We start from the raw sequence: 22,246 nt of genomic DNA, 5'->3' as shown, positions 1-22,246 counted from the left end.
TTACACATTCTTATATTTTTTAGGTTAAGTCAATAGGAATTGTTATCGATTACACAACTCAACAAAAAGGCTTCTGCTGAGTTGTGTTTTGAGGTTTTACCAGCTCGGTCCACCAAGCACTCTTGGTAACCATAGAGCAGTTTCAGGGAAGATTAGAATGATGAACAAAACGATCAACTGGATGATGATGAAAGGTATCACTCCAGCGTACATATGCTTTAACGTAATGCTGGCTGGCGAGATCGCTCTTAGGTAGAAAATCGATGGTGCCAAAGGCGGTGTTAAGTAACTGGTTTGCAATACGACTAAGAAAGCAACACAGAACCAGATGTCATCAAACCCTAGTAAGCGAACCACTGGAATAGCCACTGGAATAACGATGAGCACAACCGACATCATGTCTAATAAGAACCCCGCAATAAAGGCAATAAACAAGATTAATGCCAGTACCGTATATGGGCTAAAACCAGATCCAGTTAGCAATGATTGAACGGTTTGCATGCCACCTGTTGCAAAGAAAATTCCTGCAAACATACCACCAGCCATAACAATCAATAAGATCATTGCGGTGATGTTCACTGTACGCACCATAGAATCCCACAGTACTTTAACACTACAGCTTTTATAACAAAGCGATAGCAGTACGGCACCGAGCGCACCACAAGCAGAGGCTTCTGTAGGTGTTGCAATACCCAGTAAAATTGTACCGAGCACCGTAAAGATCAAAGCAGCAGCAGGTAAAATAGCAGTCGCGGTTACTTTTAATCTTTCTCCAAGTGGTGCACCGACTTCACCTTGTTCTCTTGGTGCGAGCTCAGGTTTGAAATAAGCCAAGGCAATTACATAAATCACAAATAATGCCGCCATTAATAGCCCAGGAATCAATAGGCCATTGAATAATTGGCCAACTGAAATACCCGCAACAGGACCTAATACAATAACGGTAATAGAAGGCGGAATCGCGGTGCCCAAGGAGCCACTGGCACAAATGAGCCCAGATAATAAGCGCTTGTCATATTGATGCTTGAGCATAATAGGAATGGTTAGCAAGCCAATAACAGCTTCCGTTGCACCAACCACACCACTGGATGCTGCGAAGATGGCACCTAGTAGAATAGTTCCCACACCTATGCCGCCAGGTAGGCGTTTGGTCCATAAGTGGATCGCATGAAACAGTCGCTCTGCTATGCCGGATTTTTCTAGCATGGCACCCATAAAGATAAATAAAGGCACGGCGGCGAGTATAGAGTTCGACGCGGTTTCTTCGATTTTGGTTAATAGTTGATAAGCTGTGACGTCACCAAACATCATTAAGCCGAAAATAGCGGCGGTGAGTAGCATGGCGAACGCAATTTGCACTCCTAGAAAAATAAATAGGATGAGCACAGGAAACATTAAAATAGGTAGGAAATCACTCATGCAAAGTCATCCTCTTTCTTACTAAAAACGGTAATGATGGCTTTAAGGAGCTCGGCGAAAAGTTGCAAAACGAGTAATAAGAAACCTAAGAACCAAGTGAAATAAATTGGCCAAATAATTGGGTTCCACGCAGATCGTCCAGATCTTTCGCCACTTTCGTAGGCTTCGTAAAAGTAGTGTGCAAGTTCCCAAGTTAACCAAATAAGAATGGGCAACAGCATGATATAAAAAATGGCTCGAATACCAGCGGCGAGTTTTACTGGCATTTTCATAGTGAGAAGATCGACACTGACATGTTGCTTAAGACGTAGAGCATTCGCCATGCCAAGCACAAACAGCGTTCCCATTACCATGTAACTAATTTCAAAGGCCCAAGCAGTTGGTGACCCTAAAACATGGCGGCTGAATACTTCGATGATGAGTGCGCCGACAAGCGGAATGATCAATAGGGCGGCAATGGCTCCAAAGAAACGCGTCGTCATCTCTAACAGTTTTATAAGAATCATTGTTTTCCTGAAGGTACTGTTTTAAATAGTGGACAAATAAAACAGAAGAGACGCCTTTAGCGTCTCTTCTCTCATTTATTAAAGTTCAGATTCACCAATCGTTAGGCGATATTCTGACCAGTTTGTCATTTCTGCTTTGAATGCGCGTTGCGAGTTCAACACTTTGGCAAACCAAGGGTTTTTCGCTGCGTTTTCATCTTCCCATGCAGTTGTTTCTTCAAGGACTTTAGTAATAAAGCTAGGATCTAGTTTAACGATTTCGTTTTTACCGCTTTTTAGTTCTTCATAAGCGGCTAGATCGGCATAAGAAGAGGCTAACCAAGAATCAAATACAGACAATTTCGCTGCATTACGCAATACGTTTTGTTCTTTCTCAGAGAGTTTGTCCCATTCGCGTTTGTTAACCTGACATTCTAAAACACCGCCAGATTGATGGATGCCAGGTACCATGACGTATTTTGCCACTTCCTGGAATCCTGTTGGTTTGTTTAGTTCTGGGCTTCCCCATTCAGCGGCATCAATTACGCCGCGTTCTAGTGCACTGTAAATTTCGCTGCCTGCCATTACGACAGTTGAAGCACCCAAACGTGATGCGATTTCCGCCCAAGCGCCAGATGTTCTAAGGCGTAGGCCTTGGAAGTCTTCAAAGGTTTGCACTTTTTTATTAGAGTGAAGGAAGATTTCTGTGCCCAAAACAGAGCAAGGAAGAGCAACAACTTTCGATTTTTCTAAGCGGAACTGCTCGTACAATTCAAGGCCACCACCTTGATAAATCCATAACATGAATTCTTCAGGTGTTAGGCCGCTTGAGTGACCAGCAAGCAGTGCTGCTGTTGGGTCAACGCCATAATCATAGTTGATGTAGTTTTGGCTGATTTGCGCGACACCTGATTTTACGGTTTCTGTGACTTTTAGTGCGCTACCTAATGTACCACCTGGGAATACTTTGATTTCAAGGCCACCGTCACTCATTGAATTGACATGATCCGCAAAACCTTGCGCATCACGTTCTAGCCAAGGGCCGCCAGACCAAGGTGTCGCCATGCGCCATTCTTTATCTGCCGCATTGATATTTACACTCGCCGTCATAACAGCTGAGGCAATAAGAGTTGTTGATAAAATTCTTTTAATTGATTTCATATTCGTTCCTATATGTTTTGTCGTTTTAATGATTTATCAAAATTGGATCTGAGTCCTTACGAAAAAAGCGGCCTTCCGTGAATAGCTTGTTGTTTTAATGTATTCGCCAAATAGCGGAGTGCTGTTTACTTACAAACCTATTTTCTTCTTTATTGCTGAGTTAGGTTTTTAGAACTTTGTTGTGTTCTTTTATCTTTATCATTGAAAGATAAAGATGCATTTGGGTTGAGAGTAATTCTTATTAAACAACCCTTTTTCATAAGGTGTGTATCGATTGTATGGGGTTTCGAAGAGTTCAATTTGTCAAAAATCCTGATGTTTTTGTTGAAAACATGGCTTTTTCACAAAATAGGTAAGATTTTTCTCTGTTTTTGTTTACTTTTGTGGGCGAAGAAAAAGCAAACGGCAGAGCTCGACTATGAAACTTATCTGTATCAATAGGGGGATCTGCTGCTACTTGCTCAATCGGTTGTTGTTATCTACTTCAAGAAACTCTTGAGAAAATTGGCTTGTAATAGCACTAAGGGAACCTCAAATGAAAAATATTTTTGTGCAGTATGAAGATGGTTGTTTACCTTATGAGAAGGTAATTTCAGCATTGGATGATGCCTTTAAATTAGATGTAAAATGCCCAATGCGTCACCATCACTATTTAAACGTTCCGAATAAAAAAGACGCCACATTATTGTTAATGCCTGCTTGGTTAGAAGGTCTGTATTTTGGTGTAAAGCAGGTTAGTGTCTTTCCTAGTAATGGTGAGGAAGGCTTACCAGGTTTAAACAGTATTTATATTCTTAGCTGCGCAAAAACAGGTCTGCCATTAGCTCAGTTTGATGGCAATGTGATTACAGCCAGACGTACCGCTGCCGCTGCCGCATTGGGCGCTAAATACTTATCTCGACCAGAATCTAAAAACTTATTGGTTGTTGGTGCGGGTAAAGTGGCTAGCCAAGTGATTCCCGCCATGGCAACCGTAAGAGATTTAGAAGAAATCAAAATCTATAACATTCACGAAGAATCCGCAGCAAGTCTAGCAGAGCAGGTTCAAAAAGATCTCAATATTAAAGCCAGTGTGGTCAGTAAAGAGGACCTACCGAGTGCCGTGGCTTGGGCTGATATTGTCAGCTGTGCGACATTGAGCGAAGAGCCTATGGTTCTGGGAGAGTGGGTTACTCCGGGAACACACATTGATCTAATCGGTAGCTTTACCCCTTATATGCGTGAAGTCGACGATGAGTTGATGCAAAAAGCACAAGTCTTTGCTGACTTTAAAGCCGCTGCCTTGACGGAAACAGGAGACTTTATTAGCCCAATTAAAAGTGGCGCAATAACGGAAGATCATATTATTGGCGACTTTTTCAGCTTGAGCCGCGGCCAACATGCTGGACGTAAAGCCTTTAAAGATCCTGAAAATGACATATCAGTGTTTAAAGCGGTTGGCTCTTCAATCGAAGATTTAGCCACCGCGATGCTTTGGTACGATAGAGCTTAAGAAGCACGTTATTTTTTGAAGTTTCATTGCATTAAAAGCCAAGCACTTTTACACAGGAATAAAACGATAACTAAGGTGTTTAGTTATCGTTTTAGCTTACTTTTTAGTTCATATCGGACTTTAGATAAAGCTGATAATCTAAGCGCTATTCGAGTAGCAAACGTATCCCAAATGACGCTAGCAAGACTCCCGTGACGCGCTCAATCCATGCCTTAAACACCAATACTTTCTTTTGAATACTTGCCGAAGTAAGTAAACACGCCACCAGAGCAAACCATGCAAAATGGGCGAATGCGATATAAATTCCATATCCCAATTCCATTGCCAATGGTGTTTTGTCTGAAATAACCTGACTGAACAAAGCCACGATGAATAACATGGTTTTTGGGTTTAATGCGTTGCAAGCAAACCCTGTCCAAAATGGCGATGTACTTTTGATTGGATCAAGTTCTTGTGTTGTCTTATCTGACATTGTTTCTGAATTCGTTTTGGAGAAAATGCTTTTGATATCTGGCCATAATGCTGATACACCTAACCAAATAAGATACAAGGCGCCAAGGTAGCATAATGTATTTAACACCCAAATATTATTGGCAAACAAGACGCCTAACCCAAAAAGGGTATAGGCTAAATGCACGCCAATTGCAGCACTAATGCCTAAAGCACAGGCAATACCATTTCTTCTTCCTTTGAGCAGCGCCACTTTTGACACCATTGCAAAGTCTGGCCCAGGGCTGATAACCGCTAACAAGGTGATAACGGCGACGGAGTAGAGTTCAAAGTGATCTATATTTAACATAGTAAGTTACTCTTATTTGTGAATAATAAGAGTATGAATTATTTTAAAACTCCATAAAATCGATAAAAAATGATAAATACTGTGAGTAATATTCACATAAAAAGACGGCTTCCGCCTTTATCTGCTTTGCCTGCATTTGAAGCAGCCGCACGGCACCAAAGCTTTTCGCGTGCGGCTCAAGAACTGCATTTAACACACGGTGCAATTAGCCGAGCGGTTGCTCAAATAGAAGAGCGTATCGGCGTTGATTTATTCATACGGCGCAATCGACGTGTGTATCTCACAACGGCAGGACAACGACTCTTTAAAGCTGCGACGGAAACGTTAAACACACTCAACCAAACGGTAGAAGAGATACATAGACACGATAAAGCATCGCCATTTTTGACTGTGTCTTGTGAACCGAGTTTGGCTATGCGTTGGTTAATGCCACGTTTAGGCGGTTTTCATGAGAAATATCCTGATTTGAATGTTGATCTGAGAATGGCGGGTGGCCCGATTGACTTGCTGTCGGAAAACTGTGATATCGCGATTCGTCGGACCGATTTTGGTATTCCCGAAGACTACCATGTAACACTTTTATGCGAAGAACTTGCAGGCCCAGTGTGTACACAAGATTACTGGGAAAAATACAGTCAAGAAGGCCTTTTTAACGCCAACTGGTTACACAGCCGAACTCGCCCCAATGCTTGGAATGACTGGATCAATACGTCTGATTTGGAAAAAGAAAGCCCGAAAAATGAGCAGCATTTTGATCACTTTTTTTATGCACTACAAGCAGCGCAAGATAAGTTGGGTGTCGCAATTGGTTCGACACCTTTGGTGTCTGATGATTTAGAAAAACAAAGACTCATTGCACCACTTGGTATGGAAAAAACGGGTTATAGCTACGCCGCTCTGACATTAAATAACCTACAACAAGACCCAAGGATAAAAGCTTTTTGTGATTGGTTAAGAGATCAAGTGAATCAGATTTAAAAGCCGTGTTATTGATGTTTCTGAGCCAATACTCGTAGGCGGCTTTGGAATTCCGTGCGATCTACATAACAGCCATGTAAATGTCGGCGACCTGTTGAGTCCTCAAATTTATTACGACCATGTAATACTCTTCGATTATCAAATACTACCATTTGACCTGCTTGGAGTTTGAATTGAATGCCAAAACGTTCATCTCTTAGTCGAGCCATTAAATTACGATACGCCAGATAATACTCATGCATCAGGTTCGCAGGCACATCAAAGACATCTGCGAGGTGAGCGTTATATTTGACCTCAATGATATTGCCGAAGTTGTCTAAATTAATAATTGGGTGGTGTTGGCGAATATCATGCTCTTGATCATGGAAGCGAAAGGGAATGGCTTGCTCTGCCAAGATCTTGAAATGATCTGGGCATTGGCTACGTAATTCTTCAGCAACACGTAAACCATCAACAAAAATAGATTCACCACCTTCACACTCGTTCGCCAAGCAATGTAAAAACTGATAACCAGGCGGTGTTTCTTGATTCGGTAAATCCGTGTGCAGTGGCAGAGAGATAGAGGTGTAAGCTAAATTAATAGGAGCCGCAACGGACTCAACATTAAAGGTTGTCCCAAAATTTGTTTGTCTTAGATAATCAATGCGAGATGCCAGTGTGGTTGTTAATTCAATAGTGTCTGGCATGCCATCAACAATGGTTAATCCGAATTTATCGAGTGCCACCATCCATTGGTACAAACCTGAATCGTCCGCCATTATGTCGTTGTAATCTGCATGAGGGAGACGATGAATAAAAGAAGCATCCCAACTTTGGTAACGACTTTCATGAGTCAAATCTTCGGTGCGTGAATAGCTGTGTTTTAATAGCCATGAGTGTAAAAAAACGCTTCTGTGTTCGCCTTCTGACCATTCAATTATTAGGTTTTCTTCTTCTATTTGTATTTGAGTCGGGTGAATATTTTCACTGACACTGAGCAAGTCAAACGATCTTTCCTTGGTTATTTCGTGGAAACCAGTTGAACAATTGTCTCTAAGCCAAAGGTAATGGAACTCGGACTCAGAGCCGTCATGCCATTTTACCGTGAGGCTATATTGACCCTTTTCTACGGACACAATGAGTTGATTCGAGTTAGTCGTCTCTACAGCACTTGATATCATGGCGTAATCCTTGGGAGAAGGTTATTAGGTTGATATGCAGTATGCTAAACGGGTTGTATTTTTTATGAAAATGATGAATTTTAGGCATTATGATAAGTGATGCTAATGAATGATTTGAGAATTAGGCGAACGAATAATGAAAACAGACATTCCAGCGATGAATTGGGTCAAAACGTTTGAAGCGGCAGCGCGCTTGCTTAATTTTAGTGCGGCGGCTCGCGAATTGAATATGACGCAATCGGCTGTTAGCCAACAGATCAAACTGTTAGAGCATCACCTTGGCGACGATTTGTTTATTCGTAAACACAGAAAAATCACCTTAACCAACAGCGGACTTGCCTATCTCCCCGTTGTGCAAAGTACGCTTAATAACTTACAGCGACGGACGGCGGACATTTTTTCTCCGGTTGGGCAGGGGCGTTTGGTGCTGCATGTGAACTACGCTTTTTCTTATACTTGGCTATCTAATAATATTCATAAGTTCTGTACTCGTTACCCAGAAATTCGACTGCAATTGGTTCACTCGAATTGGGATCGAGACTTTTCGGAAAACAATCATGACCTTGCGATTATGAACAGCAGTGGCCATTGGCCTAACCTCAGTTTGGAGCCGTTAATTAAGACTGAGATAACCCCATTTTGCTCAGTCAAAATTGCTAAGCTTATTTCAAAGCCTATTGATCTTCTATCTTTGCCTTTGATTGAAGTGTTAGGTGTCAGTCATTCTTGGGATGAATGGTTTGAGCAGTTTGGCATCAAGATGGATCCCAATCAGGTTATTTGTCATAAAGTCGATACCATACTTGCCGCCAGTCTTATGGTTGAATCTGGGCTCGGTGTGATGTTGGCTTATCCAGACTTATTGATGAAACAGTGCCTCGAAGGGAAGTTGCGAGCGCCATTCGATGCCAAAATCAACACCAAAGATAATTACTATTTAGCCTTTCCTAAAGACAAACCACTGACAAAATCGGCCATTGTTTTTCGTGATTGGTTACATGAAGAAATGAAAGCATTAACCTCTTCTAGTGATTAAATATTCCACAATATTCATTGTCATAAATCAGTTCTTAAAATTCCTTCTTACACTTGCTTTTAGGTCGTTTTTGGTCAGCTGTCGTTAATTGTCATTCACTGGACGTTCTTAAGCATAAGAGCCTAAATCATTGTCTTTATTATCAGTGCAAATGCATGGCCTATGGCGGTCTGGGCTGATTTGAGCCATCCCCATTTTTTATTTTTTCACCACGACGATTAGCGATGCTGATTGTTTATCTAAGGGAGCTGATCTGATGCAGCATTATTCAGGCTTCGGGTTGTTAAAACACAGTCTTAGCCATCATGAGAACTGGCAACGAGTATGGCGTAATCCAACGCCGAAAAAGAAATACGATGTCATTATCATTGGCGGTGGTGGCCACGGTTTAGCGACGGCTTATTATCTAGCAAAAGAACATGGCATCACCAATGTTGCTGTGTTGGAAAAAGGTCATTTGGGCGGTGGTAACGCGTGCCGTAATACCACCATTGTCCGTTCTAATTATTTATGGGATGAATCGGCCGCTTTGTACGAGCATTCCATGCAACTTTGGGAAGGCTTGGCACAAGAGCTTAATTACAATGTAATGTTTTCTCAGCGTGGCGTTTATCACACTTGTCACACACTACAGGACATGCGCGCCAATGAGCGTCTTGTGGCAGCAAACCGTTTGCAAGGCATCGACAACGAAATGGTGGATGCAGAGCAGCTACAAAAAGAAATTCCTACTCTAGATTGTTCAAAAAATGCCCGTTATCCCATCCTTGGGGCGTCGGTTCAACGTCGTGCGGGTAACGCGCGTCACGATGCGGTGGCGTGGGGTTATGCTCGAGCAGCGGATGCCTTGGGTGTGGATCTTATCCAAAACTGTGAAGTCATCGATATGGAAATAAACGACGGCAAGATCACAGGCGTGAAAACCAAACAACACGGAGTGTTAAAAGCGGATCGCGTAGGTTGTGTTGTGGCTGGAAACAGCGGCGTGTTGGCGAAAATGGCAGGCTTTGAATTGCCAGTAGAATCCCATCCTTTGCAGGCTTTGGTGTCTGAGCCAATCAAGCCATTCTTGGACACAGTGGTAATGTCTAACCATGTTCACGGTTACATGAGCCAATCCGACAAAGGGGATTTGGTCATTGGTGCAGGCATCGATGGTTGGGTTGGTTATGGTCAGCGTGGTTCATACGGAATTATTGAGCATACGCTGCAAGCCATTGTGGAAATGTTCCCTTGCACCAGCCGTGTTCGCATGAACCGTCAATGGGGCGGTATTGTTGATGCATGCCCAGACGCTAGCCCGATTATCTCGGAAACACCAGTGAAAAATTTATTCTTTAACTGTGGCTGGGGAACTGGCGGATTTAAAGGAACGCCCGGTTCTGGAAACCTGTTTGCTCATACTTTAGCAGATGGTAAACCTCATCCAATCGCAGAGCCTTTCTCCATTAAACGCTTCTACACAGGCGCATTGATTGACGAACACGGTGCCGCCGGCGTAGCGCACTAATAGGGGATCAAAATGTTACATATTTACTGCCCGCATTGTGCGGAATATCGAGAAGAAGAAGAGTTTCATGCCGTTGGTCAGGCGCACATTGCTCGCCCATTAGATCCAGAAGCTTGCTCTGATCAAGAGTGGGGCGAGTATATGTTTTTTCGCAAAAACCCACGAGGTCTTCACCATGAATTATGGGTTCACGCGGCGGGTTGTCGGAAGTTCTTCAATATGACCCGCGACACTCAGAGTTATGAAATCAAAGAAGTTTATAAAATTGGCGAGCAACCTTCTGTCGTTGCTGATGCTGTTCCGCCACAGGATACGTTAGGAGTGCAATCATGACACAACAGAATCGCCTCGATAGCGTAGGTCGAATTGACCGTTCTAAACCGCTTACTTTTACCTACAACGGTAAAAAATATACAGGTTACCAAGGTGACACTTTGGCTTCCGCTATGTTGGCCAACGGCATTGATGTTGTCGCGCGTAGTTTTAAATACAGCCGCCCAAGAGGCATTGTTGCTGCGGGTGCAGAAGAGCCAAATGCCGTGCTGCAATTGGGCGCTACGGAAGCCACGCAAGTTCCTAACGTTCGCGCAACTCAGCAAGAATTGTTCGATGGCTTGGTGTCCACATCTACCAATGGTTGGCCAAGTGTGGATACGGATGTCATGGGCATGATTGGTAAAATCGGCGGGAATATGATGCCTCCCGGTTTTTATTACAAAACGTTTATGTTTCCAGAGTCTTTATGGGAAACCTATGAGTCCATGATTCGTAAAGCCGCAGGAATGGGGCGCGCGCCTAAGGAAGTGGATCCAGATACTTACGACACCATGAATCAACATTGTGACGTGATGGTAGTGGGGGCTGGACCAGCAGGTTTAGCTGCCGCGTTAACGGCGGCTCGCGGTGGTGCTCGTGTCATCATTGCAGATGAACAAAATGAATTCGGTGGCAGTTTATTAAACAGTGCCGAAACATTAGATGGTAAGCCAGCTACAGAATGGGTTGAATCTGTGGTGAAAGAGTTAGGTTCTTATGACAATGTCACCATGTTGCCGCGCTCGACGGTAAACGGCTATCACGATCATAATTTCCTGACAGTTCACGAACGTCGAACAGATCACTTGGCCGACATCGCGCCTGTAAATCATGTTCGTCAGCGTATGCACCGCGTGCGAGCAAAATGGGTTGTGTTAGCAACAGGCGCCCATGAGCGTCCTTTGGTTTATGCCAATAACGATGTTCCAGGTTGTATGATTTCCAGCGCGGTTTCTGCTTATATCAATCGCTATGGTGTGGTGCCGGGCAATGAGCTAGTGGTGATGACGACCAATGATTATGGCTATCAAGCGGCTATAGATTGGGCGGATGCTGGTCGTAATGTGGTGGCGATTGTTGATACTCGCAAGAATCCAGAAGGCACATTGGTTCAGGCAGCCCGTGAGCGAGGCATTTCTATCATGGTTGGCTCTGGTGTCATTGAAGTTCAGGGCAGCAAGCGTGTCACCAGTGTGTCTGTGGCTAAGTTAAGTGACGATGGCAGCCAAGTGGTTGGCTCAATCGCGAAACTAAAAGCCGATACGGTTGCGACGTCTGGTGGTTGGAGCCCAGTTATTCACTTATCTTGCCATACAGGTTGCCGACCTGTTTGGAGCGACTCTGTGGTGGGCTTCTTGCCAGGACCAACAATACAGAAACAGCTTACGGCTGGTGGCATTAATGGCCAATATGAAACTTCACAAGTATTAGAAGAAGGTTTGTCCGCAGGCAAGCAAGCCTTGGGAAGTCTTGGTTTGGTCGCAGCAGAGGTGACTTTGCCAGAGGTGAAAACCTTAGACATCACGCCGCCTATGAGCTTATTCCATATTCCGCATTTGAAGCCAACGTCTCAAGCGCCTAAACAATTTGTGGATTATCAAACTGATGTGACAGCGGCTGGCATTGAAATCGCTTGTCGTGAAGGCTTTGAAGCCATTGAGCACGTGAAACGTTATACCGCCATGGGCTTTGGTACAGATCAAGGTAAATTGGGCAACATCAATGGTATGGCTGTTGCGGCGAAGGCGTTGAATAAATCCATCCCAGAAACGGGCACAACGGTATTTCGTCCGAATTATACGCCGATTGCATTTGGTGCCGTTATTGGTCGCCACTGTGGTGCTTTATTTGAGCCAAAACGTTATACGGCGATGCACAAATGGCACGTTGAACAAGGCGCCTTGTTTGAAGATGTTGGTCAGTGGAAGCGTCCATGGTATTTCCCGAAAGAAGGCGAAACCATGCAACAGACATTGAATCGAGAATGTTTGGCTGTGCGTAATGCGGTCGGAATTTTGGACGCTTCAACCTTGGGTAAAATCGACATTCAAGGCAAAGATGCCCGTGAATTTTTGGGCCGTGTTTACACCAATGCGTGGGCTAAATTGGCCGTTGGAAAATGTCGCTACGGATTAATGTGTGGCGAAGACGGCATGGTATTCGACGATGGCGTTACCGCGTGTTTAGGTGAAAATCACTTTGTGATGACGACCACAACAGGCGGCGCAGCCCATGTTTATGAGTGGTTAGAGCTTTACCATCAAACCGAATGGCCAGAGCTGGAAGTTTACTTCAACACAGTCACAGATCACTGGTCTACTGCCACAATCACTGGGCCAAACAGCCGTAAATTGTTGGAAGAATTAACCGATTTTGATGTCAGCAACGACAACTTCCGTTATATGGATTGGAAACAGATCACCGTGGCGGGCGTGCCTGCACGAGTGTTCCGAATTTCCTTTACGGGAGAGTTATCGTTCGAGATTAACGTCCAAGCCAACTACGGAATGGCGGTCTGGGAAAAACTAATCGAAGCGGGCGAGAAATACGGTTTAACGCCATACGGAACAGAAACCATGCACATTCTTCGAGCTGAAAAAGGTTTCATTATCGCAGGCCAAGATACAGATGGTTCGGTTACGCCATACGATTTAGGCATGGGTTGGTGTGTGTCGAATCAGAAGCCTTTTAGTTACATAGGTAAGCGTGGAATGAATCGCTCTGATTGCGTTCGAGAAAATCGTAAGCAGTTAGTCGGCTTGAAAACCAAAGATCCAAAACAAGTGATTCCTGAAGGATCTGCTGCAATATTAGATCCGAAGGCGAAAATGCCAATACCGATTGAAGGCCATATTAGTTCGAGTTATTGGAGTGAAGCGCTTGGGCATTCCATTGCCATGGGCTTCATAAAAGGAGGCTTGGATAAAATGGGTGAAACGGTTTATTACCCAATGGCTGATGGCACCATGATTGAAGCTGAAATTTGCAGCCCGATCTTCTTTGATCCGAAAGGGGAGCGTCAAAATGTCTGATGTGAATCAAATGACGGCAGCAGAAAGTGCTGCGACAAAAGCCGCGGTAATGAATCAAATTCCCGGTTCAGAGATTGAAGGGCAATCACCACTTCATCATGCGGATTTTGAAACACTGGCAAAGCAAGGTGCTCAAACTGGTGGTGTTCACCTTCGTGAGCATAAATTATTAGGTCATTTGACGTTACGCTGTAATCCAAGCAATGCTGATCAATTAGCCGCTGTTGAGCGTGTGTTGGGCTTGGGTTTGCCACTCACACCGCTGACTTCAGTCGAAAAGGGCGATTACTCTATTCGTTGGATGTCGCCAGATGAATGGCTGATTTTAGTGCCAGGATTGGAAACCTTTGATATTGAAACGGCTTTTCGTGACGAAATGCCGGGGCATTATTCATTGGTGAATAGCAGCGGTGGTTCGACTGTTTTAGAGCTGTCTGGTGACAAGGTTGTTGAGTTGTTGCAAAAGTCTACGCCAGTGGATTTGTACATCACGGCTTTTCCTATTGGAAAAGTGGTGTCTACCTTGTTTGCGAAAACCACAACCACCATGCGTCGATTGGACGAGAATCGCTTTGAACTGGTGATTCGACGTAGCTTTGCTGACTATGTTTGGCTTTGGATTCAAGACGCTAGCCTAGAATATGGCTTGGTTGTAGAAGCGTCTTAGTCTCTTTTTATTCCTTTCTTAAATAAGTGATGTAGGTTGGTTGTTCAGGATGAATGACTGACCGATCTCTTACACACTAATGTTACCTTTATGAGATCTTATATATGAAATCGAATACTGCGCCTTGGATTTTTACCGCGAGCTGCCCAAGCATTATCGGTACAGTGGATGTGGTAACACGTTACTTAGCTGGTTCTGGTCATTATGTGGATGCAATTCACTCATTTGATGACAGAGCGTCGGGGCGATTTTTTATTCGTATCGAATTTTTACCTCATGATGGTTTTGACGAGGCTATATTTGCACGACAGTTTGAAAAGCGTGCCACAGAATTTGATATGGATTGGCAGCTAACTGCGCCCGACCATAAGCCTAAAGTCGCGATTATGGTGTCCAAATATGACCATTGCTTAAATGATTTGTTGTATCGATTCCGTACAGGTCAGCTCAACATCGAAGTGACTGTGATTATTTCGAATCACCCAGATTTAGAGCCTTTAGCGAAATGGCATGGGATTCCTTATTATCACCTGCCTATTTCAGCAGAAACCAAACTTGAGCAAGAGGCGAAAGTTCGAGAACTGATTGAAGAATACGACACGGAGCTGGTTGTTCTTGCTCGTTATATGCAGGTGTTGTCTCCTAGTATGTGCGAATATTTAGATGGTCGAGCCATTAATATTCATCACTCTTTGTTGCCAGGTTTTAAAGGCGCGCGTCCTTATCATCAAGCTTGGGAAAAAGGGGTGAAAATGGTGGGAGCAACCGCGCATTACGTGAATAATGATTTAGATGAAGGGCCAATTATTTCCCAAGGTATCCAGACGGTGAATCACGCTTATTATCCAGAAGATTTAGTGGCGAAAGGCCAAGATGTGGAAAGGGTGACTTTGTTTAATGCGGTGAAATGTCATATCGAAAAGCGTGTGTTTTTAAATGGCAAACGGACTGTGATCTTTGAAGGTTAATACTGCTTCAAAGATCACTTTAGTTCCGATTCATTAATGCTTTTATGCTTAGGCGCGTTTCCATTTTACGATGGATTTCGCGCCTTCTTTTATCATCAATATAGCAAGTAAAATCCCTGTGCTTATAGTGATGAACTCAGGCAAAAGCTGGTGGTCATGGCCTATTAATGGGGTAACATTAATGGCGAATTTATTGACCAGTAAATCAGTCAGCCAGCCGAAAAACAGAGCGCCAATCAAGACACCAGATAAGTAACCTATTAGGCTACGTTTTCCTAATTCCTTATAGACCACGCCCAATGTTGCAATGTTAGTCGCAGGTCCAGCCAACATAAAGACCAATACCGCACCGGGTGAAACACCGCTTAATAACAAGGCTGCGGCAATTGGCGTAGAAGCGCTGGCACAAATGTACATTGGAATAGAAATCACCACCATGACAAGCATTGCGATAATGCCGTTGCCCCATTGAGCTAAGAAGGAAGAAGGCACATAGGTTTCTATTAAAGCGGCGAAGAACAAGCCAATGATCAACCAAATGCTGATGTCTCTAACCAGATTACTGGTGGCAAAGCTTAATCCAGATTTAATTTTCTCCATAAAGCTTGGTGTTGCTGCTGTCACGTCTGCTTTTTTAGGTGTCTTTTCAGCCGCTGGCTCTTTTGTTTGTGTTGAAGAGCAGCAGCTTGAGTTTGGTTTTTCTTGTGCTTTTTCTTCAACAGGTTGTTTTGTCGAGCAACAGCTTGTTTTAGTCACTTCGACGGTTTCTTTTGCTTGAGAAGCGCAACAGCTAGAACTTGCTTTCTCTTTCTTTTCTGGCTCTTTTTTCTCTGTAGTGGTTTTTGTCGAGCAACAGCTAGATTGCGCCTTTGGTTCAGTCGCTGGAGAATCCAGCATGTCTTCTTTTCTGACTAATAAACCTGCCAAAATCGCACTGCTGACAGCGGCAATAGGGCGAATAATCGCCATAAAAGGCCCTAACATAGCGTAAGAAAGAGAGATGGAATCAATGCCTGTTTCTGGTGTGGAAACTAAGAACGAAGTGGTTGCTGACTTTGACGCGCCAGCCCGTCGTAGACCAATGGCGGCAGGAATCACGCCACAAGAACACAATGGCAAAGGCGCACCGAATAAAGCGGCCTTAAAGATAGATGAGGTTTTGTTGTTGCCCAACTGCTTGTTCATCCACGCCATTGGAATAAAGCTTTTCAATACGCCTGCAAAAACCAACCCGATTAACAACCAAGGAGCAGAATCTAGGAACAGCTCAATGAAATTTGTGAGTAGCATAGGAATACCTTTTCTTAAATTTTCTTACTTTCTAAAGATTCTAAAATCGTGCAATAAAGCGCACTGGTAGAATCCCCCACGCAGGAGTCAGACAATGTTTTTAGGGCTTTTTCGATGCGTTGCAGTTCTTGTATTTTCTCTTGTACATGACTGAGTTTATGGTCAATCAGTACCTTGGTATCGCGACAGGTTCTTTGGTCTTTGTTGACTTCTATAACAAGCAGTTCGGAAATTTCGACCAAGGTAAAGCCCGCCGACTTGGCGTTCAGAATAAAATCCAGTCTGTCTTTATCGGCTTCTGTGTAGAGTCGATAGCCGCTGCTTGAACGCTCTGAGGCTTTTAAAATGCCATTCTTCTCATAAAACCTGAGGGTATCTGCGCTGATGTTAAACAGAGCCGCGAGTTCGCCTACTTTGTACATAGTCACTCCTGTGATTTGAGTTTCTAAATGTCTTGTATCAATGTGGTTAAGTATAAACCTTGAAGTAAGATCCAAGGTCAAGCGTCTAATGCATAAAAAGTTGAAATCATCTTGATATGGAAGAATAAAGTTGGGCTTTTAAGCTTCCGTGCTATATTACGTTTTGTAACATTTCTTTCGTATCTCTCTAAAAACAATAACGCGTAGACCTATGAAACTTTCTAGAAAAACTCTTGTGCAGAACGCCTCTCTGGCGTGGCCGATGACTTGCAATGCGCTTTTAATGCAGTCTGTCACCATTATTGATTTACTTCTCATTGCCTCTTTAGGTGAACAACCCATTGCTGCTTTTGGTATTGCCGGCGCGATCGTCGCCTTCATTCTTGGTATTCAAGCGGCTATCGCGAACGGCACACAACTGGTGCTTTCCCGAGCAGTGGGAGCAGGTGATAGAAAAAAGTCGGTTTGGAAATGGCGTCTGGATGGATGACTAATCTAGGTTTTTCTAGCATGGCGCTGGTGAGTTTATTTCTACTGGCAGAAGTGATTGTGACGCGCATAACCGATAATGCTGTGGTCGCCTCAGAAGCCATTGATTACATCTATATTTCTTTGCTCTTGCTGGTCTTTTCCTCGGCTTCAAGCGTGGTAGTTTGTTACTTTAACGCCAATAAGAAAACGCGCATTCCTTTATACGGCTTCATGATTGAAATTCCCTTTAACGTGGTGTGCAGTGCAGTGCTCATTCATGGTTTGTGGGGCGCGCCAGAAATGGGGCTGGAAGGCGCCGCACTTGGCAGTGTTGCCGCTATTGGTATTCGCTTTTTTTATCTTGCCTATCGATTTTTTCAAGAGAAAAAATTGGGGAATGTAATGGGCTTTAGTGTGCTGAGCCGAGAATCTATCATTGCTCATATTCAAGAAGTGGTGCCCATTGTGGCGAACTTCATTGTCTTATTGACTGGGTTGCTCTTGTTTCAAATCTTGTTCGCACAACTGCCTGTGCCTGCTTACGCGGCCATTACTTTGGTGTTGCCTTGGATCAAGTTTGGTTCCATGTTTGCTAATACATGGGCGCAAGCCAGTACCATCATGGTGAGCCAATATTTAGGTAGAAAAGAGTTTGCCAGTATTCCTCCTTTTGTTTATCAATCGCTCATGGTGACACGCATTATTGCCGTGTTTATTGCCTTGGGGTTCTTTCTGTTAAGTGTGTCTTTCCCTTATTTTTATCCGAACTTGTCGTCTGAGACATTAACCGCCTTGAGCATTATTGCGCCGATTTACATCATATTGCCTCTGGTCAGAACCAATAATATGTTCTGCGGCAACATGATCCGTGCCATGGGCGACAGCTACATGATTGTGCGCATTAACATCATTACTCAATGGCTGATTGCGCTGCCTTTATGCGCCTTGATGATTTACCTTAGCGCGCCGCTTTATATTGTGTTTGGCATTATTTTGTTCGATGAATTGTTGAAGTGTTACTCGTTCAGAAAGACGTTACAGAAACGCTTAGACAGTTATTTGGCGTAAAAAAAACAGGCAGATAAAACGTTTTATCTGCCTGTTTCTAGTATGTATTAAACAGACTGGTTATTCATTGAATAAGCGATTGAACAGTTCCAATCCTACTTCTTTTCCGCCTTGGTTATAGGCATCTAATAAAGCCGACCCAATGATGGCCACATCGACTTTGTCGATAAGGGCTTCAACATGGGATCGCTCACGAATACCAAAACCGACGCCCATTGGCGCGTTAGCGTGTTGAGCAATTTCCGCTAGATACTCATCTAATGATTGCTGCTTCTCGCCATTGTGGTTGGAATTCCCTGTCACGCCAGAGCGCGCCACACAATACAGGAAGCCGCTGGCTTCGCTGGCTAAAAATGCGAGTCGATCTTTTGGCGTAACTGGCGTTACTAGCCAAACTGGATCAATGCCTTTTTCGGTGCAGTAAGCGCGTAAATCCGCCGCTTGCTCATAAGGCAGATCGGGCAAAATTAAACCTAGAATGTTCTCTTCAGCACAACGAGCGACTAACTTTTCCAAACCAAAATGGTACATAGGGTTGAGATAGCTCATTAGTACAATGCGGCTTTCTGGAAAGTCGCGGCTGAGCTTGCCAATGTCTGTGAGGCATTGCTCGACGCTTGGGTTTTGTTCATGCAGTGCACCGTGACAAGCCGCGACTATGGTTGGGCCATCGGCAACTGGGTCCGAGAATGGAAACTGAACTTCGATGAAGTCCGCACCTGTTGCTAATAAGGTCGCCATCCAATCAAGGCTTTCTTGAATAGACGGATAACCATAAACCACGTGTGTCATGGATAGGATTGGCTTTTGCTGGCGCTTTTCGCTGATGTAGTTCGCTAATTGACTCATGCTTAGGCTTCTCCTTTATCTGAGTGGTTTAGATGTTCTTTGTAGTCAGCCAAATAATCTTCCAAGAATTCAGGGAAGGTTTCATCGTTCATGGCTTTTGCCACATTGAAAATGTCTTTGTCGCCACGACCAGAAAGGTTAATAACGATGCGGCTGTCTTTTGGCAAGTTTGGCGCGTCTTTAAAAGCACCTGCCAACGCATGAGATGATTCAAGCGCAGGAATAATGCCTTCTTTGCGTAACAATAATGAACAAGCATCAACGACTTCATCGTCCATGGAGTACTTCATTTGAATACGGCCTTCTTGTGCAAGGTGTGCAATAATCGGTGAAACACCCACATAATCCAAACCCGCAGCGATAGAATGAGTGTCTTGCAATTGACCGTTTGCATCTTGTAAAAACATGGTCGCAAAACCTTGGGCGATCCCTTTCGTGCCTAAACCGTGAGACAAACGAATGGAATGTTGGCCTAGTTCTAAGCCTTTTCCGCCTGCTTCTACGCCGACCATTTCCACTTTTTCTTCATCTAAAAAGGGTAGGAAAATCCCCGCGGCATTAGAGCCGCCACCTACGCAAGCGTACAAACGATCTGGATATTGTCCAAATTGCGCTTGGCTTTGTTCTTTTACTTCTTCACCAATGACGGATTGAAAAAAGGCCACCATTTCAGGGAAAGGCGCACAGCCACAGGTTGTACCGATCAAATAATGGCTTTCCTCATGGCTAGAAGACCAGTCACGTAGGGCTTCATCGAGAGCATCACGCAGTGTTTGTGAACCTTCGGCCACAGATACAACGGTTGCGCCAAGCTGCTTCATCCAGAATACATTTGGATATTGGCGTTTTACATCTTTCGCGCCCATGTAAATGGTACATTCCAAGCCAAGACGTGCGGCGATCAAAGCCGTTGCAACACCGTGTTGACCTGCGCCTGTTTCCGCAATAACGCGCTTTTTTCCCATGCGTTTAACCAATAAAGCTTGGCCAATTACATTGTTCATTTTGTGCGCGCCAGACTGGTTTAAATCTTCGCGTTTTAGGTAAATCTGAGCACCACCAAAATGCTCCGTTAAGTTCTTGCAAAAGGTTAACGGCGTAGGACGACCAGAATAGTTCTGCCAAGTGTCTTTCAGTTCTGCAATAAATTCTGGGTCATTTCTCGCTTCTTCAAAGGCGTGAAGGATTTGTTGTTGGCTAGGGTAGAGTATTTCGGGAATGTAGCTGCCGCCAAATTCTCCGTAATAACCATTATTGCTTTTCATGAAAGACTCCTACTGGAACGGACGAAATGTCATCTTCGTCTCAATTATTAACTAAACGATATGGTAAAGTTAATTGAGATTAAGGCTCGCGTCAATAGGGGATAGTTAAATTTCTTTACCATTGCGTTTAGTAATTGTGAGTCACCTTTATTGTGCTTGTTTTTAGCTTGGTCTGTTCCACGAAAGAGGGATGTAATAAGATGCGGATAATCGTTTTTAAATAACAGCCTCGAACAAGCAGAGCCGAATTTTATGTCACATTACGAAAAACTCACCGCCCACTATCAAACTATTAGCCACTTTAATCATGCTCAAGCCATGCTAGGCTGGGACGCCGCGGCCAATATGCCTGCTGGTGGCAACGAAGCTCGTTCAAATGCCATGGCGGAATTGTCTGTTCATGTACATCGTTTATCGACTCAGCCACAACTTGGCGAGTGGTTTAACAATGCAGAAAACGAAGCATTAACCACAGAGCAAAGCGCCAGCTTGCGAGAAATGAAACGCCAATGGCTACAAGCTACGCTTTTGCCAGAAGACTTGGTACAAGCGCAATCTATCGCTGGTTCAAAATGCGAACACGCATGGCGATCACAACGCCAAGAAAACGACTGGATAGGCTTCGAGAAAAACTGGAAAGAAGTGGTTGCCTTATCACGCGAGGAGGCAAAAATCCGAGGTGAAGCGCTTGGCTTAACCTCTTATGATGCCATGCTCGACAAGTTCGAACCGGGCACGACGACGGCGTTGCTTGATGTGCTTTTTTCCGATGTAAAAACATGGTTGCCAGAACTGATCGAAAAAGCACTCATCAAACAACAATCTGAATCCATCATAATGCCATCGGGCACTTACTCAACCGCCGCGCAAAAATCACTGGGTTTAGAAATCATGAAGCTATTAAAGTTTGATTTCGACCATGGCCGCCTTGACCAAAGTGTGCACCCATTTTGCGGAGGCGTGCCATCCGATGTACGCATCACAACGCGCTATGATGAAAGTGACTTTGTACAAGCGCTCATGGGCATCGTTCACGAAACCGGCCACGCGCGTTATGAGCAAGGTTTACCAAAAGCCTTTTCAGGTTTGCCAGTTGGCGAAGCCCGCTCCATGGGAATTCATGAATCCCAGTCTTTGTTCTTTGAAATGCAAATTGGCCGCAGCAAAGATTTCATCACCCATTTGTCTCGCCTTTCTGCTGACGCTTTCAACGCACACAAAGACCCAGTATTCGCAGAAGAGAACCTCTACAAACTCTACACTCGCGTTGAAAAAGGCTTTATCCGAGTGGACGCCGACGAACTGACTTACCCAGCACACGTCATCCTGCGTTATGAGATCGAACGTGACCTGATCAACGGTGTGATTGAACACACAGACGTGCCAGAGATTTGGGATGAGAAAATGAAAACGTCCCTTGGAATCTCAACCAAAGACAACTACAAAAACGGCTGTATGCAAGACATTCACTGGACAGATGGCGCCTTTGGCTATTTCCCAAGTTACACACTTGGTGCCATGTACGCCGCTCAATACAAAGCGACCATGACAAACACAGTCGATATAGAAGCAGCCATTCAAAGCGGCGACCTAAGCCCCATCTTCCAATGGCTCAGCGACAACATCTGGTCACAAGCATCGCTTCATACCACGGATGAATTAGTGAAACGCGCCACAGGTGAAACACTCAATGCCGCGCACTTTAAAAAACATCTGGAAGAACGCTACTTGTAATGACTTAAAGGGGTCAGATCCCTTAAAAATAATCACGATGTTAACTCTATAACTTTACTCGGTGTTTAAGGGATCTGACTCCTTTAAAGCGATGTATGCGGTAATAATACTAATTGGATCAATTA

General features: G+C 44.1%; 19 protein-coding genes and 1 pseudogene. 11 read left to right on the top strand and 9 right to left on the bottom strand.

The window, feature by feature from the left end:
* Window positions 1-96: 96 nt before the first annotated feature.
* The 3 genes from AC0L46_RS02825 to dctP form a co-directional block, all read right to left on the bottom strand.
* Window positions 97-1,419 (bottom strand): TRAP transporter large permease, encoded by a 1,323-nt coding sequence (locus AC0L46_RS02825; protein ID WP_473505593.1) that lies wholly within the window; start codon window positions 1,417-1,419, stop codon window positions 97-99.
* The gene (locus AC0L46_RS02820) at window positions 1,416-1,925 is read right to left on the bottom strand and encodes a TRAP transporter small permease subunit (protein ID WP_414680845.1); all 510 of its coding nucleotides are present in this window, start codon (window positions 1,923-1,925) and stop codon (window positions 1,416-1,418) included. The genes AC0L46_RS02825 and AC0L46_RS02820 overlap by 4 nt, the downstream gene beginning before the upstream one ends.
* 78 nt (window positions 1,926-2,003) lie before the next feature.
* On the bottom strand, window positions 2,004-3,065 hold the full coding sequence (dctP, locus tag AC0L46_RS02815) for a TRAP transporter substrate-binding protein DctP (RefSeq protein WP_473505591.1): 1,062 nt from the start codon (window positions 3,063-3,065) through the stop codon (window positions 2,004-2,006).
* Between the two features lie 535 nt (window positions 3,066-3,600).
* Between dctP and lhpI the strand changes: the two genes are divergently transcribed.
* Window positions 3,601-4,557: a bifunctional Delta(1)-pyrroline-2-carboxylate/Delta(1)-piperideine-2-carboxylate reductase gene (gene lhpI / locus AC0L46_RS02810; protein ID WP_473505589.1), complete on the top strand. Its 957-nt coding sequence runs from the start codon at window positions 3,601-3,603 to the stop codon at window positions 4,555-4,557.
* A gap of 145 nt (window positions 4,558-4,702) precedes the next feature.
* On the opposite strand, the gene AC0L46_RS02805 is transcribed toward lhpI, so the two are convergent.
* On the bottom strand, window positions 4,703-5,356 hold the full coding sequence (locus tag AC0L46_RS02805; protein ID WP_473505587.1) for a LysE family translocator: 654 nt from the start codon (window positions 5,354-5,356) through the stop codon (window positions 4,703-4,705).
* 81 nt (window positions 5,357-5,437) lie between these two features.
* On the opposite strand from AC0L46_RS02805, the gene AC0L46_RS02800 reads away from it, so the two are divergent.
* Window positions 5,438-6,334, top strand: a complete 897-nt coding sequence (locus AC0L46_RS02800) for a LysR substrate-binding domain-containing protein (RefSeq protein ID WP_473505584.1) — start codon at window positions 5,438-5,440, stop codon at window positions 6,332-6,334.
* A gap of 8 nt (window positions 6,335-6,342) precedes the next feature.
* Here AC0L46_RS02800 and AC0L46_RS02795 read toward each other — a convergent pair whose 3' ends face one another.
* Complete coding sequence (locus AC0L46_RS02795; RefSeq protein ID WP_473505582.1) at window positions 6,343-7,494, bottom strand: TauD/TfdA family dioxygenase; 1,152 nt, start codon at window positions 7,492-7,494, stop codon at window positions 6,343-6,345.
* A 136-nt stretch (window positions 7,495-7,630) separates the two neighbouring features.
* Between AC0L46_RS02795 and AC0L46_RS02790 the strand changes: the two genes are divergently transcribed.
* From AC0L46_RS02790 to purU, 6 genes are all read left to right on the top strand, one after another.
* The gene (locus AC0L46_RS02790; protein WP_473505580.1) at window positions 7,631-8,530 is read left to right on the top strand and encodes a LysR substrate-binding domain-containing protein; all 900 of its coding nucleotides are present in this window, start codon (window positions 7,631-7,633) and stop codon (window positions 8,528-8,530) included.
* A gap of 256 nt (window positions 8,531-8,786) precedes the next feature.
* Window positions 8,787-10,040: a sarcosine oxidase subunit beta family protein gene (locus tag AC0L46_RS02785; RefSeq protein ID WP_347982280.1), complete on the top strand. Its 1,254-nt coding sequence runs from the start codon at window positions 8,787-8,789 to the stop codon at window positions 10,038-10,040.
* A 12-nt stretch (window positions 10,041-10,052) separates the two neighbouring features.
* A complete protein-coding gene (locus AC0L46_RS02780; RefSeq protein WP_414680838.1) occupies window positions 10,053-10,373 on the top strand; it encodes a sarcosine oxidase subunit delta in 321 nt (106 codons plus the stop codon).
* Entirely contained in the window at window positions 10,370-13,387 is a 3,018-nt protein-coding gene (locus AC0L46_RS02775) for a sarcosine oxidase subunit alpha family protein (protein ID WP_473505578.1), read from the top strand. Before AC0L46_RS02780 ends, AC0L46_RS02775 begins: the two co-directional genes overlap by 4 nt.
* Window positions 13,380-14,054, top strand: coding sequence for a sarcosine oxidase subunit gamma (locus tag AC0L46_RS02770; RefSeq protein ID WP_473505576.1), 675 nt, complete (start codon window positions 13,380-13,382; stop codon window positions 14,052-14,054). The genes AC0L46_RS02775 and AC0L46_RS02770 overlap by 8 nt, the downstream gene beginning before the upstream one ends.
* Before the next feature lie 104 nt (window positions 14,055-14,158).
* Window positions 14,159-15,022, top strand: coding sequence for a formyltetrahydrofolate deformylase (purU, locus tag AC0L46_RS02765; RefSeq protein ID WP_414680835.1), 864 nt, complete (start codon window positions 14,159-14,161; stop codon window positions 15,020-15,022).
* Window positions 15,023-15,070: 48 nt separating this feature from the next.
* Here purU and AC0L46_RS02760 read toward each other — a convergent pair whose 3' ends face one another.
* Both AC0L46_RS02760 and zntR read right to left on the bottom strand, forming a co-directional pair.
* Complete coding sequence (locus tag AC0L46_RS02760; protein WP_473505574.1) at window positions 15,071-16,312, bottom strand: SO_0444 family Cu/Zn efflux transporter; 1,242 nt, start codon at window positions 16,310-16,312, stop codon at window positions 15,071-15,073.
* Window positions 16,313-16,326: 14 nt separating this feature from the next.
* Entirely contained in the window at window positions 16,327-16,734 is a 408-nt protein-coding gene (gene zntR, locus AC0L46_RS02755; RefSeq protein WP_414680833.1) for a Zn(2+)-responsive transcriptional regulator, read from the bottom strand.
* 211 nt (window positions 16,735-16,945) lie between these two features.
* Between zntR and AC0L46_RS02750 the strand changes: the two are divergent.
* Together AC0L46_RS02750 and AC0L46_RS02745 are read left to right on the top strand one after the other, a co-directional pair.
* Window positions 16,946-17,409, top strand: a pseudogene (locus tag AC0L46_RS02750) (MATE family efflux transporter); the annotation flags it as partial.
* 27 nt (window positions 17,410-17,436) lie between these two features.
* The gene (locus AC0L46_RS02745) at window positions 17,437-18,273 is read left to right on the top strand and encodes an MATE family efflux transporter (protein WP_473507095.1); all 837 of its coding nucleotides are present in this window, start codon (window positions 17,437-17,439) and stop codon (window positions 18,271-18,273) included.
* A 60-nt stretch (window positions 18,274-18,333) separates the two neighbouring features.
* Here the strand turns inward: AC0L46_RS02745 and trpA are convergent, their stop codons facing one another.
* On the bottom strand, window positions 18,334-19,122 hold the full coding sequence (trpA, locus tag AC0L46_RS02740; protein WP_473505572.1) for a tryptophan synthase subunit alpha: 789 nt from the start codon (window positions 19,120-19,122) through the stop codon (window positions 18,334-18,336).
* A gap of 2 nt (window positions 19,123-19,124) precedes the next feature.
* Window positions 19,125-20,387, bottom strand: coding sequence for a tryptophan synthase subunit beta (gene trpB, locus AC0L46_RS02735; RefSeq protein WP_473505570.1), 1,263 nt, complete (start codon window positions 20,385-20,387; stop codon window positions 19,125-19,127).
* Between the two features lie 252 nt (window positions 20,388-20,639).
* Between trpB and AC0L46_RS02730 the strand changes: the two genes are divergently transcribed.
* On the top strand, window positions 20,640-22,121 hold the full coding sequence (locus AC0L46_RS02730; RefSeq protein WP_473505568.1) for a carboxypeptidase M32: 1,482 nt from the start codon (window positions 20,640-20,642) through the stop codon (window positions 22,119-22,121).
* Window positions 22,122-22,246: the final 125 nt, after the last annotated feature.

Source organism: Marinomonas sp. 15G6-16, assembly GCF_055809555.1.
Note: the sequence above shows the minus strand (reverse complement) of the source record. Positions and strands in the feature narration are given on the sequence as shown.